Here is a 12,905-nt window from a genome sequence, read left to right as displayed (position 1 = left end):
CGTCGACTCGCTCCTACCGACGCGCCCAACGACGACCCCTTCATGGTCGCCCTGCTCAACAAGGAAAAGGACCTCGCCACAGGCCGCCAGTACTGGGGATGCGGCGGCGGCCTGATCGCGGCAGACGCCGTCATGACCGCTGCCCACCCCCGTCGAGGACGCGGACGCGAAGAACCTCCAGGTCGCGGTCGGCCGCACCTCGCTCTCCGACTCCGACCAAGGCCGGCTCCGAGACGTCCGCCCAGCCGCGGCCGAGGGTGACGCCGGCGGCATCGGCTGGGGCGACACCCACACCGACACCGAACTGCCGCACTTCCCGGACCGGCTGCGCGAGGCCGGTGCCGCGCAGGAGGCGACGGGGAGCCCGACGTGACAACCAGTTTCAACGGACGGGACACCAAGCGCCGGGCGAGCTCGCCTCTTCGCATGAGCCGGCCACGCCGCGCTCGATGACCTGACGTCACCGGCATCACGTTCCCCGAGATGCGGTTCGTGCTGGGCAACGGCTTGGCCGGACTGCCTCGGGTCACTGGAACGCGGGTACGACTTCCTTGATGAACAGCTCCAGGGACTTGCGCTTCTCCTCGTGCGGCAGGCTGTTGTCGATCCAGAAGCTGTACTCGTCGACGCCGAGTTCCTCATAGGTGCGCAGGCGCTCGATGACTTCGGCCGGGGTCCCGATCATCGCGGTCCTGTGCAGGGACTCCGGTCGGAATTCCGGCCGGTCCTCGAACTTCGACTCCGGGCTGGGCTCCAGGAAACCGTTCGTCGGAGTGGTCTTGTTGCCGAACCAGGCGTCGAAGGTCCGGTAGAAGCGGTTGATCGCCTCGGCGGCCGGGCGCCAGCCGTCGGGGTCGTCGGGGGAGTGGATGTGGGTGTGCCGGAGCACCATCAGGGCGGGGCGCGGTACCTCCGGGTGGTTCGCCACGGCGGTGTCGAACTTCCCCTTGAGGTCGATGACTTCCTCGTCGCCCTTCATCAGCGGGGTGACCATGACGTTGCAGCCCTGGGCCACGGCGAAGTCGTGGGAGGCGGGGTCCCGGGCGGCGATCCACATGGGCGGGGTGGGCTGTTGCACCGGCTTGGGCACACTGGTCGAGGTCGGGAACTGCCAGATCTCGCCGTCGTGGGCGTAGTCGCCCTGCCAGAGCGCCCGGACGGCCGGTACGAGTTCGCGCAGGTGCTTTCCGCCGTCGGCGGCCGGCAGCCCGCCCCCCAGTCGGTCGAACTCGAACTGGTAGGCGCCCCGGGCGAGTCCGACCTCCATCCGGCCGTTGCTGATGACGTCCAGCAGTGCGCATTCACCGGCGACCCTGAGCGGGCTCCAGAACGGGGCGATGATGGTCCCCGCGCCCAGGCGGATGGTCGAGGTCTGCGCGGCGAGGTGGGCGAGGAGCGGCATGGGGCTGGGGGAGATCGTGTACTCCATCGCGTGGTGTTCGCCGATCCACACGGTGCCGAACCCGCCGGCCTCGGCCATCAGAGTCAGCTCGGAGAGGTTCTCGAAGAGCTGGCGGTGGCTGACCTCCTCGTCCCAGCGCTCCATGTGCACGAACAACGAAAACCTCATGACTGCTCCCTGTCTGCTGGTGCGGCGTCCATTTCGGTGAGGGTGACGTCACCGGTGGCCCAGTGCGTCCTGGGGACCTCGTGGACGACGACGCGGATGTACTCGGGCCGGGTGTCCACGGTGCGCAGGACCGCGGCGTGCACTTCGTGGATCAGGTCCCGGATCTGCTTCGGGCTACGGCCCTCGGCGAGGGTGATGGCGACCTGTGGCATGCCGGCTCAGCTCCGCATCGTGAACGGGTCGGCCACGGGCTCCTCGCTCGTGTTGATCCAGACGCTCTTCAGGCGTGTGTATTCCAGAATCGTCTCGGTGCCGTGTTCGACGCCCACGCCGCTGGTCTTGAAGCCCTGACGCGGCGACATCGGGGACATGGCCCGGTAGGTGTTGACCCATACGGTCCCGGCGTCCAGGCGCGCCGCCATCCGGTGCGCCCGCGCGAGGTTCTGCGTCCAGACACCGGCCGCGAGACCGTAGTCGGTGTCGTTCGCCAGCCGCACGACCTCCTCCTCGGTGTCGAACGGCATGACCGCCAGCACAGGGCCGAAGATCTCCTCGCGTACGACCCGCATGTCGTTGTGGACGTCCACGAGGACCGTGGGCTCGTAGAAGTAGCCGCCGAGGCCGCCATCGGAGGCCCGCCCGCCGGTCAGTACCCGGGCGCCTTCGCCGCGTCCGAGGTCGACGTACCCGGCTACCTTGTCGCGCTGGTCCTCGAATGCCAGCGGGCCCAGCTCGGTCTTCTCGTCCAAGGGGTCGCCGATGACGATGGTCCGGGCGCGCTCGGTGACCCGCTCCAGCAGCTCGTCATAGACGGACCGGTGCGCGAACACCCGGCTGCCGGCGATGCAGGTCTGTCCGGCGGCGGCGAAGATGCCGGCGACGACGCCCATCGCGGCGTTCGCGATGTTCGCGTCCTCGAACACGATGTTGGGCGACTTGCCGCCGAGTTCGAGCGTGGAGCCGATGAACCGGCTCGCGGTCGCGGCGGCGATACGCGCCCCGGTCGCGGTGCTGCCGGTGAAGGAGATCTTCGCGAGGTCGCGGTGATCGACCAGGGCCTGCCCGGCCTCGGCGCCGAACCCGGTGACGACGTTGACCGCACCCGGCGGGAACCCCGCCTCGATGGCCAGCTCGGCGAGCCTGAGCACGGTGGCCGAGGTGTACTCCGAGGGCTTGATCACGACGGTGTTGCCGGCGCAGAGCACGGGCGCCAGTTTGCTGCTGGTCAGCGTCAGCGGAGAGTTCCAGGGCGTGATCGCGCCGACCACACCGAGGGGCTCCCGGGCCGTGTAGTTCAGCACCTGGCGGTCGGAGGTGGGGATGAAGTCGCCGTGGATCTTGTCGGCCAGTCCGGCGTAGTAGTGGTAGTACTCCGGCAGGGTCGCCAGCTGACCGCGCATCTCGCGCAGCAGCTTGCCGTTGTCCTGCGTCTCCATGCGGGCCAGGTCATCGGCGTTCTCCGCGATGAGGTCCCCGAGGCGGCGCAGCAGATGTCCGCGCCGCGTCTGGCTGAGGTCGCGCCAGCGCGGGTCCTCGAAGGCCTTCCTCGCGGCGGCCACGGCTCGGTCGATGTCGGTGGCGTTGCCCCGTGCGGCCCGGTAGAGGACCTCGCGGGTGGCCGGGTTGGTGCTCTCGAAGTACTCGCCCGACGCGGGCTCGACCCATGCCCCGCCGATGAAGTGCTCCAACGTGGTGAGTTCAGACATGTGCGCGCTCTCCGATGAAGGTGGTGAGGCAGTCGGCGAACGCCTCAGGGCACTGGACGGGCAGCATGTGACGTGCCTGGGGGATGACCACCGCACGGCAGTCGCCGAGCGCCGCGGCGAGCCGGTGGGTCATCTCGGGGGTGGAGCCGGGATCGTTCTCGCCCGTCACGGCCAGTGCGGGAACGTCGATGGCTGGCAGGTGCGGCGCGATGTCGGCGTCCGCCATCGCGAACACGCGATAGCAGTCGAGGAAGGACCCGACGTCGTTGGCGAGGAGGGTGGCCTCGGTGCGGGCCACCAGGGCCGGGCCGACGTCGGTGCCGGCATACCAACGCTTCAAGGACGCGGCCGCACTCGCAGCGAAGTCGGCCTCCGCCGTGCGCAGCCGGTCGAGTACGGACGCCCGCTCCTCGGCCGTGCGCTCGCACACGGAACTGACCGAGACCAGTGTGGCCACCAGCTCGGGGTGGTGCAGCGCCACGTGCTGGGCGACCAGCGCGCCCAGCGAGAATCCGACCAGGTGCGAACCAGCCGGAATCTCACCGACCACCCCGGCGGCCAGATCCGCGAGCGTCACCCCGTCGCTCACTGGCGGGCGGGAGCCGTGGCCCGGCAGGTCAGGCGTGATCACGGTGAAGCGGTCGGACAGGAGCGCGGCGGTGGGCTCCCACATGGTGTGGTCGAGCCCCACGCCGTGCAGCAGCACCACGGTGGGCTTGCACATGAGCACCTACTGCTCGGTCGAGAGCGGCGCCAGACGCTGCTGCGGGCGCCCCTGGGCGGCCGCGGCGAGCGCGATGACGATCTCGTTCGGGTGGGGGGCGTCGCTGATCCGGACCTCCACGGTCTGGTGGTGCGAACGGATCGTGGCGTCGGTGATGTGCTTCAGCGGGATGTCGAAGACCACACCGGCGGGCCCGCGCTTCTCGACCGCGGGCAGCAGGGTGGTGGCGTTGGCGGCCTTGCGGAAGTGGTCGCCGAACTTGAGCGTGTGGATCAGCGCCGAGCCGTGCTCGATCTCGCCGTCCAGGCCGACGATGGCCGCCTTGCCGTACGCCTCGGCGGGTGCCTCCAGGGCGTCGAGGACCGCCGGGGCCAGCAGCGCGCCGAGGTCGGAGGCGTTCGCCTCGATGCCGGGATGGAGGTCTTCCACGAAGCCCTGACCGGACCAGGGGTTCTCGATCACCGCTGCGACGACGGCGACGCGGGCGGGACGGGCGAGCGCGCGGCCGCCCTCGGTGCGGATCTCCTCGACGACGGTCACGATCTTGCGGACGCTCATGAGGCGACAACCTCCAGGGTTTCGGTGGTGACGACGGGATCGGTCAGTCGGTCGCCGATACGGGGGTGCGGGCGCGGGCCGGTCGACGCGGCCGCGATGACGACGATCTCGTCCGGGCGCGGGGCGTCGGAGACGCGTGCACTGACGGTCTGGTAATGGCTGCGCGTCGAGGCCTTTGTCTTGTGCCAGAGCGGGACGACCAGCGTCTCCCCCGCTTCGGCGCGCGTGTCGGCGAAGCAGATGATCGACTCGCCGTCGAGGAACTCCCGCACCAGATTGCCGAAGTACGGGGTGTGGATGAGGGCCCCGGCGTGCTCGATCTCGCCCGCCGTACCGACGATGGCCGCCTTGCCGAACGACTCGATCTCCTCCACACCGCCCAGGGAAGCGATGAGCCGATCGGTCAGCAACCTGGCGAGCACCGGGCCGACGCGAACCTGCTCCCTGGACAGATCGGCCGAGGGGCCGCTGCCCGTCCACGGATTCCGTATGACCGCGGCGACGCTGGCTCGCCGCGCGGGCTGCGCGGGTGCCTCGCCCGCCTCGGTCAGGACGACGTCGCGGTAGACCACGAGCTTGCGGAGACCGATGCTCGCGTCGAAGTGATCCATGCGCTCTTGCATGGCACAGGACGATAGGTGTCGCCTCTTTGGTCGGTCAAGTGGGTGAGGGGAAGGGTTCCTCCAAGGGGCGCCGCCCCTCCGATCCGGACGGCTGATCGTCTTTTTACCTGCGGTTATTAGCGACCCGTAAAGCCAGGACGTGATTCCGCGCCCCAAACCCTTGACGCTCCATCTGTGACGTGCCTTACTGCTGCTTGTATGCCAGACCGGATGGCCATCGGGCCCCGGACCCAAGGAGTTTCATGTCCAGTCACCTTGGAACGGGCGAGGAAACGACGCCCGCGACGTCGTCGGGGAGCGGTGGGGAAAGCACCACGGACGGCACCGACGCCGGCCGTGACAGCGGCGGGCGGCTCGGTTCCGTTTTCTGGACCGCGCTCGGTATCTCCACCGTCTTCGTAGCGTGGGCGGTGCTCTTCACGGACAACCTGAACAAAGTCACCAACAAGTCGCTGAACTGGGTGACGGCCACGTTCGGTTGGTCCTACCTGGTGGTCACGCTCGGCATCCTGATCTTCCTGGTGTTCCTGGCCTTCAGCCCTGCCGGCGACATCCGCCTGGGCAAGGACGGCGACCGCCCCGAGTTCTCGACGCCGACCTGGTTCGCCATGATCCTCAGCGCGGTGATGGGGATCGGACTTGTCTCCTACGGCGTCGCCGAGCCGATCTCCCACCTGGCGACGCCACCGCACGGCCTCGCCGAGCCGAACACGCCGGCGGCGGCGGTGCGCGCCCTGCAGTACTCCTACTTCGACTGGGGCCTGCAGGCGTGGGCGATCTTCGCCGTCTTCGGCCTGGCGATCGCGTACTCGACCCACCGCAAGGGTCGGCGGACCCTGGTGAGCCAGATGTTCCGGCCGCTGCTCGGCGACCGCGTGGACGGGCCGATCGGCAAGACGATCGACGTGCTCGCCGTCTTCGCGACGCTCTTCGGCACCACGACCTCCCTCGGCCTGGGAGCCCTCCAGGTCAACAACGGCCTCGGCAGGCTGTGGGGGATGCCGGTCAACAACGTGAGCCAGGTGCTCATCATCGCGGCCGTCACCTCGATCTTCACGCTCTCGGCGGTGACCGGGGTCAGCAAGGGCATCAAGTTCCTCAGCCAGGGCAGCACGGTGCTGGCGATCGCGCTGTTCGTCTTCATGCTCGTCGTCGGGCCGACCGTGTTCATCGCGAACCTGTACATCGAGGCCGTGGGCCAGTGGGCCACCGACTTCTTCCGGATGAGCCTGCAGGGCACCGCGTTCGGCGGCCTTGAGTGGATGCAGTGGTGGACCTACTTCATGATGGCCTGGTGGGTCTCCTGGGGCGCCTTCGTCGGTGTCTTCCTGGCCCGGATCTCGCGTGGCCGCACCATCCGCGGCTTCATCATGGGCGTCCTGGTCGTCCCCAGCGTCGTGTTCTTCACCTGGTTCACGGTCTTCGGCGGCACAGCGATCCACATCGACATGTTCGAGAAGGGCGACATCGCCAAGCAGACCGCCGCCGACATCAACAGCGCGTTCTTCGCGACCCTCGACCACTATCCGCTCGCCGCGGTCACCTCGGTGATCGCCATCATCCTGGTCGTGATGTTCTTCGTCTCCGGCGCGGACGCCAACACCTATGTGCTGTCCATGATGACCTCGGACGGATCGCTCACGCCGCGCCGCTCGGTTCTCGTCCTGTGGGGCGTCCTCACCGGTGTCACCGCCGTCGTCCTCATGCTTGCCGGCGGACTGAACGCCCTTCAGAACACCGTCATCGTGACGTCGTTGCCCTTCCTCGTGATCATCGCCGGTCTGGCGGTGTCCTTCTGGAAGGAGCTGAACGCAGACAGAAAGGAGAAGACCGGTGTCGAACTCTGACGCCCGTCGTGGACTCATCGAGAAGACGTGGGCCGCGGCCTGGGGCGAGGGACACGTCGACGCCCTCGACGAGCTGCTGAGCCCGGCCTACCTCCGACGCAGCCAGGACCCGCACCCGCAGGACCTGGAGGCATTCAAGGCCTCGATCGTCTCGACCAGGTCCGCCTTCCCGGACCTGGTGACGACCATCGACGACATCGTGATCGAGGGAGACCGGGCCGCGATCCGCTGGCACAGCACCGGAACCCACCGGAACTCGCTCCTGGGCGTCCCCGCCACCAAACGGCGGGTCGAGGTCAGCGGCGCCACCTTCGCCCGCTTCGAGAGCGACAGGATCGTCGAGGAGCACGTGACGTGGGATCCCCGGGCGCTGCTCGCGGCGCTGGGCGTCATCCGGGTGGGACAGGACTGACGATCAAGATGACAAGGAGCTCCTCCATGACCCCGCTCGCCTCGAAGCCCGACCTCGACCTGATGAAGCAGGTCAACCGGCAGTTCGTCACCGGCGTCACGGTCGTGACCGCGATGGACGGGGAGACCCCCAGGGGATTGGCCGTCAACGCGTTCTCGAGCATCTCGCTCGACCCCGCCACCGTGATGGTGTGCGTCCAGCGCACCTCGTCCACCCACGACTGTCTGTTCAGCGCGAGCCACCTCGCGATCAACATCCTGTCCACGGACCAGCTGGACGTCGTCGGTACGTTCGCGAGCAAGGCAACGGACAAGTTTGAGAAAGTGGAGTGGGAGAGCGGCCCGTTCGGCAGTCCGCTGATCGCTCGGAGCAGCGCGCAGATGGAGGTCGAGATCCGCGAGCGGCTGCAGGCCAGCACCCACACCGTGTTCATCTGCCGGGTGGTGCACGCCGTCGTGTCCGAGCGTCATCCGATGGTCTACAGCGCGGGTAAGTTCTTCGACGGCGGCGCGCTGGCACCGCTGGGATGACCGGCGGGTGGCTCGGGAGACGGAGGAGAGTTCGGTGAGTGGCGCGAAGAGCGAACCGAAGTGGGGGTCCCCCCGGCCGGCGGCCGGGGGAGGGTCGATGCAGGCCAGGGTGATCGCCGAAATGCGTCGGCGGATCATCAAGGGCGACATCGAGCCCGGGGCTCCGCTCTCCGAGCTCGCCCTCGCGGAGGAGTTCGGGGTCAGTCGTACGCCGGTCCGCGAAGCCCTCAAGCAGCTCCAGACCGAGGGGCTGGTCGAGATCCGGCCCCGCGTCGGGACGTTCGTCACCACCCCCTCCCGCCGTGAGATCACGGAACTCTTCGAGATGAAGGAACTCCTGGAGGGCGCGGCCGCCCGTCTGCTCGCCCGGCGCGGCCGCGTCGCGGAGATCGATCTGCTGGAGCGGAATCTGCGCGAGGCCGACGAGGCGGTGGCGCGGGACGACCGGGAGCGGTACGCGGAGTTGGTCCAGGAGTTCCACGACCTGCTCATCTCGGGCGCCGACAACAGTAAGTTGGAGGCCCACTACCGGATGCTGATGAACCAGTTGGCCTACTCCCGGCTGGTGAACACGTCGCTGAGCCAGCCGGGCCGCGCCCTGCAGTCGGACCGTGAACACCACCTCGTCCTGGAGCTGATCCTGGAGAAGGACGGCGACAGCGCCGAGCACGTGATGCGTGAGCACGTCAGAGCCAGCCGGCGCGCACTGCTGGCCGGGCTGCCCCTGAGCGGTTCGAACGAGAGGTTCGGCACGGCAGGTTCCTCATAAGGGTGATCACGTGGCCCACACGCAGTCCTGACGATGGATCAGGGCCGGGCACCGCCTCTCGGGGGGCGGTGCCCGGCCAGCAGCGCGCCAAGGGACATGTGGCAGGCGCCCTCGACCAGCGGCCACGCGACCTCGACGTCATCGCACGGCCTGCTTGAGGAGGGCGGTGACCAGCTTCGCCTCGGCCGCCCCGTCGGCGGCGGTGGGGGCCTGGACGGAGAGTACGAGGGGGCCGCTGGTTGCGGCTGAAGACCCGCGGTCCGATCACGCCGAGCGGTGCTGGAGCGAACTCCCACAACTCGTCCGAGATTACATCGGCACGAATAGCCGCCGAACAGCTGCCTGCTACCAGACAGAATTTCTTTTCGAGTCGGTTCTAGACGTCAATAGTCAAGGGATCCCCTTGAAGGAAAAGAACGTCGAGACGGACCCGCGTGAATCGCCAGCCGTCCTCGGTTCGACGGGCGTCGGCGTAGAGCTTGCCGACGCCGTCCTGGTGCTTCATCGGCTCCGCCGTTTTCGGGATGTGGTACGCGACGATGTAGGCGAGGGTCGTTGCTTCATCCCCGTCGACGTCGACGTAAATCTGCCCCATGTGGTGGTACGTCGCCTCATAGTTGCCTCCCAGGGCCCGTTGGGGAGCGTCGATGAGTGCCTGCCGACCGCGATGAATCTGCCCGCCGAGCTCGATCGAACCGTCCTCGGTGTACAGCGCGGGCAAGGCATCGAAATCCTTTTCGTCAAGTGCTCGCGCCAGCGTCTGAATAAGATTCCGAAGTTCCGCCTCGTCGATCAGGCGCTGCAAAGCTGCTTCATTCACGGGCCGTCTCCCGTCTCAAGGTTCTCGTGCAGTCGTTCTTTGCACGACCCTACTCCCGATTGTGTTGGACAGGGCCTGTTGCCTTCATCATCAAAAGCCGCCTTGACGTCGGCGGGGCAGCTGTGGACCCATACCAATGCCGCGCCGCTCAACTCCTGAGCCCATTCACCGAGTTGCGCGCGTCGATACTGCCGCGGTCACGCTTCCGCGCCGCCAAGCGCCCTTGACACAGGGTTCGTCAGCTGACCGGAAGAGGAGAAGTGAGTCAGAGGGGTCGCTCGGGGGCCCGGGGGCAGGGGAACGAGCTCAGCGTTCGAAGACCACCCGGCCGTCGAACGTGGTGAGGTCCACTTGCACCTCGGTGATGTCGTGCGCGTCGACGGACAACAGTGGGCGGTCGAGGACGCACAGGTCCGCCACCTTGCCGGGTTCGATCGTGCCCTTGAAGTCGTCGGCGAAGTCCTGCCAGGCCGCGTTGGCCGTGTAGGCGCGCAGCGCCTCGGCGAGTGGTACGCGCTGTTCGGGGCCGTAGACCCTGCCGCTGGCCTTGGACTCGCGGAGCATCATCTGGGCCACGCCCTGCCGCCAGTCGGGCTCGGTGATCGGTGCGTCCGAGCTGGCGCAGAACATGACGCCTGCCTCGACGGCCGAGCGGACCGGCCACTGGCGTGCCGAGAGCTCCGGCCCCACGACCCCGTCCATCAGATCCGCGGTGGTCCACATGATGGTGGGGTTCATGTTGATGCCGTAGCCGTGCGCGGCGAGCTTGTCCAGGCTGTCGGCGCCGACGAAGGTGCCGTGGATGACGTAGTGCCGGGCGTCGGGCCGGGGCACTGCGAGGTTCGCGGCGACGAAGGCGTCCACGACCGTGTCGATGCCGCGGTCGCCGGTGACGTGCACGCCGAGTTGGAAGCCGGCCGTGTGGGCGACGTGGATCATCTCCTGCAGTTCCTCGACCTGGAGGGCGGGTGTCTCGCCGTGCACGCACAAAGAGCCGTGGCCGCCCTCGGGGTAGGGCTCGTTCATCCAGGACGTACGGTTCGGCGGGATGCCGTCGGCGAAGATCTTGACGCCGATGGCCCGGAGCAGCCGCGGGTCCGTCGGCGCCGTGAGCGCCAGCTCGCCCAGCCCCTGGCGCAGTTCCTCGGCGGAACCGCCCATGGGGGCCGGGAGCAGCAGCACGCTGACCCGGGCGTGGAGCTCGCCCTCGGCGGCGAGTTCGGTGTATGCGGTCAGGTTGTCGGTGCTCAGGCCGCCGAAGAAGGTCTGAGCACCGCCGGGGCCGAGGCCGGGCTCGGTGTAACTGGTGATGCCGCGGGAGTGCAGTTCACGGATCACGCTTTGGATGGCCTGGCGGCGCTGGGCGATGGTGGGGGAGGGCAGGGCGGCCAGGGCGAGCTGCTGGGCGGCCTCACGCAGGATGCCGGTGGGCTCTTTGCCGGGGTCGGTGTCGATGACACCGCCGGGTGGTGGCACGGTGTCCGCGTCGATGCCGCAGCGGCGCAGGGCGGCGGTGTTGAGCCACACCGTGTGCGAGGAGAAGTCCGTCAGGCAGACCGGGTGGTCGGGGGCCACCGCGTCGAGGTCGCGGCGGTGCGGGAAGCGGTTGGCGTCGGCGAGGCACTCCTTCAGATAGCCGGGGTCCCAGCCGAGTCCGACGATCCACTCTCCGGGCGGGGCGGCGCACACCGCTCCGCCCACGAGCGCGGCGATGTCGGCGATCGAACCCACCGCCGGGTGGCCGACGTCAAGGGCGAAGGGCGGTTTCGTCATCCCGTACGCGGCGCCGTGGAGGTGCGAGTCGTTGATGCCGGGCAGGACGGTCCGGCCGTTCAGTTCGACGACGCGGGTGCCAGGTCCGGCCAGAGCGCGGACCTCGGCGTCGCCGCCGACGGCGACGATGTCCCGGCCGCGCACGGCCACCCCTTCGGCGACGCTGAAGTCGCGGTCGACGGTGAGGACCTGACCGCCCGTCAGGATCAGGGTGGGCGCGGTGTCACTCATGGCGGACCCCTCTCAAGGGATGGGACTGGTTGGGGGGAAGAGCGGGGCGACGCCCGGGGCGGGGGGATGAGTCAGCGGGCCTCCTGCCGCCGACGCCACGGGCAGGGGCGTCTGCTGCCGCGATGCTCTGATCGCTCCGGCAGGTCGGCGGGATCCTAGGTCGGGGGATCGGTGGTGAACGGTATGTGATCATGGCGGGCTCTCCGGGGACGTACCCGCCAGAGAGGGGCGTCGGGCTGCCGTGGGCGTGCCGAACAGGAAAGAGCCTCACGGCCCGCTCCACCATCCGTACAACTACCGATTGGCACGAGGCCCGGATCTATGGCGTCAAACGGCGGTGAACATCTTGCCCGGAGCAGGCGGCGCTCCTATCGTCGGCGCCACCCGGCCGTCATGGTCCCGAGCCGCTCTCGGAAGCTCGTATGCACATCCACCACCAGATCGCGGCGGCGACCCGCATCGGCATGCTCACCCGCGAGCGCGACACCGTCTCCGCCTGCACCCAGGCGCTGCGCGAACTCGCCCAGGCCTTGCCGCTCGACGTGGCGACCCTGCTCGCCATCGATCCGCTGAGCGGCGCCCACGTACAGGTCGCGGGGATCGGCTACACCGCCGAGACGTCCGAGTCGATGGCCGCCGAGTTCGTCACGACCCCGTGGTACCGCAGCGCCGTGCGGCAGGAGCTGCCGTCGATCTGCGAGGAGACCATCCCCGAGGGCGAGTTCGTGGGAGTCTCCGTGCTCGCCGCCAACCGTGACCCCGACACCTTCACCGACCCACTGACGTACGACATCCACCGCCCGAACGTCCGCCGCAGCCTGGCGTTCTCCTTCGGCGAGCACGCCTGTCTCGGCCTTCACCTGGCACGCGTCCAGACCGCCATCGCCGTACGCGCCCTGCTGGAACGCCTTCCCGACCCCCAGATCATCGGCCATGACCAGCCCGACGGCTTCGCCTTCCGCAAGCCGGACAACCTGCGGATCTCCTGGCGCGTCCGACCTTGTGACCGCCGAGCGTCGAGGAGACGGCGGACATGTGTCCTGTCCAGGGCATCATCATCGACGGCTGATCCTGGGCGGGCGGGTGTCCCGCCGGAACAGGCCGCCGTAGCCGGCGTTCTCGGGTTCCCCGGTGTTCGGCGATCCACGGGCCACCACCGTGCAGCGCCTGGCGGCGGCGCCGTTCGGGTTGCTGCGCACCAGTGCCCGGCCCGGTCGTCGACCGGGTTGTGAACGCTCGTCGAGTGACAGCGGACGCAGCGGCGACGGAAGTGGTGCCGAAGGTCCGACGAGCCGCAGCCGGACATGACCGGCGCGTCCTGCGTGGAGCTGGTGCGGGTCCG

13 protein-coding genes are annotated in these 12,905 nt (G+C 68.7%); 5 read left to right on the top strand and 8 right to left on the bottom strand.

Going from position 1 to position 12,905, the window contains the following annotated elements; translation table 11 throughout:
• Window positions 1-526 precede the first annotated feature (526 nt).
• From ACZ4UU_RS37950 to ACZ4UU_RS37925, 6 genes are read right to left on the bottom strand one after another with little or no spacing between them, the layout of a single operon-like run.
• The gene (locus tag ACZ4UU_RS37950; RefSeq protein WP_471907976.1) at window positions 527-1,570 is read right to left on the bottom strand and encodes an LLM class flavin-dependent oxidoreductase; all 1,044 of its coding nucleotides are present in this window, start codon (window positions 1,568-1,570) and stop codon (window positions 527-529) included.
• Complete coding sequence (locus ACZ4UU_RS37945; protein ID WP_471907975.1) at window positions 1,567-1,782, bottom strand: tautomerase family protein; 216 nt, start codon at window positions 1,780-1,782, stop codon at window positions 1,567-1,569. Before ACZ4UU_RS37945 ends, ACZ4UU_RS37950 begins: the two co-directional genes overlap by 4 nt.
• Window positions 1,783-1,788: 6 nt before the next feature.
• A complete protein-coding gene (locus tag ACZ4UU_RS37940) occupies window positions 1,789-3,276 on the bottom strand; it encodes an aldehyde dehydrogenase (RefSeq protein ID WP_471907974.1) in 1,488 nt (495 codons plus the stop codon).
• On the bottom strand, window positions 3,269-4,000 hold the full coding sequence (locus ACZ4UU_RS37935; protein ID WP_471907973.1) for an alpha/beta fold hydrolase: 732 nt from the start codon (window positions 3,998-4,000) through the stop codon (window positions 3,269-3,271). Before ACZ4UU_RS37935 ends, ACZ4UU_RS37940 begins: the two co-directional genes overlap by 8 nt.
• Before the next feature lie 6 nt (window positions 4,001-4,006).
• Window positions 4,007-4,558, bottom strand: a complete 552-nt coding sequence (locus ACZ4UU_RS37930; protein ID WP_471907972.1) for an amino acid synthesis family protein — start codon at window positions 4,556-4,558, stop codon at window positions 4,007-4,009.
• Entirely contained in the window at window positions 4,555-5,181 is a 627-nt protein-coding gene (locus ACZ4UU_RS37925) for an amino acid synthesis family protein (RefSeq protein ID WP_471907971.1), read from the bottom strand. Before ACZ4UU_RS37925 ends, ACZ4UU_RS37930 begins: the two co-directional genes overlap by 4 nt.
• A 242-nt stretch (window positions 5,182-5,423) precedes the next feature.
• Here ACZ4UU_RS37925 and ACZ4UU_RS37920 point away from each other — a divergent pair, with 242 nt between their 5' ends.
• The 4 genes from ACZ4UU_RS37920 to ACZ4UU_RS37905 all read left to right on the top strand — a co-directional run bounded on the left by ACZ4UU_RS37920 (window position 5,424) and on the right by ACZ4UU_RS37905 (window position 8,739).
• Window positions 5,424-7,028, top strand: a complete 1,605-nt coding sequence (locus ACZ4UU_RS37920) for a BCCT family transporter (RefSeq protein WP_471907970.1) — start codon at window positions 5,424-5,426, stop codon at window positions 7,026-7,028.
• Window positions 7,015-7,440: an ester cyclase gene (locus ACZ4UU_RS37915; protein WP_471907969.1), complete on the top strand. Its 426-nt coding sequence runs from the start codon at window positions 7,015-7,017 to the stop codon at window positions 7,438-7,440. The genes ACZ4UU_RS37920 and ACZ4UU_RS37915 overlap by 14 nt, the downstream gene beginning before the upstream one ends.
• A gap of 26 nt (window positions 7,441-7,466) precedes the next feature.
• Window positions 7,467-7,970 (top strand): flavin reductase family protein, encoded by a 504-nt coding sequence (locus tag ACZ4UU_RS37910; RefSeq protein ID WP_471907968.1) that lies wholly within the window; start codon window positions 7,467-7,469, stop codon window positions 7,968-7,970.
• 97 nt (window positions 7,971-8,067) lie between these two features.
• Window positions 8,068-8,739: a GntR family transcriptional regulator gene (locus ACZ4UU_RS37905; protein WP_471907967.1), complete on the top strand. Its 672-nt coding sequence runs from the start codon at window positions 8,068-8,070 to the stop codon at window positions 8,737-8,739.
• Between the two features lie 376 nt (window positions 8,740-9,115).
• Here ACZ4UU_RS37905 and ACZ4UU_RS37900 read toward each other — a convergent pair whose 3' ends face one another.
• Together ACZ4UU_RS37900 and ACZ4UU_RS37895 are read right to left on the bottom strand one after the other, a co-directional pair.
• A complete protein-coding gene (locus ACZ4UU_RS37900) occupies window positions 9,116-9,559 on the bottom strand; it encodes a nuclear transport factor 2 family protein (protein WP_471907966.1) in 444 nt (147 codons plus the stop codon).
• A gap of 306 nt (window positions 9,560-9,865) precedes the next feature.
• Window positions 9,866-11,563, bottom strand: a complete 1,698-nt coding sequence (locus ACZ4UU_RS37895; protein WP_471907965.1) for an amidohydrolase — start codon at window positions 11,561-11,563, stop codon at window positions 9,866-9,868.
• Between the two features lie 422 nt (window positions 11,564-11,985).
• Here ACZ4UU_RS37895 and ACZ4UU_RS37890 point away from each other — a divergent pair, with 422 nt between their 5' ends.
• Window positions 11,986-12,795 (top strand): cytochrome P450, encoded by an 810-nt coding sequence (locus ACZ4UU_RS37890; protein ID WP_471907964.1) that lies wholly within the window; start codon window positions 11,986-11,988, stop codon window positions 12,793-12,795.
• The last annotated feature ends 110 nt before the right edge of the window (window positions 12,796-12,905 follow it).

Source organism: Streptomyces sp. NPDC028907 (assembly GCF_055564995.1).
Note: the sequence above shows the minus strand (reverse complement) of the source record. Positions and strands in the feature narration are given on the sequence as shown.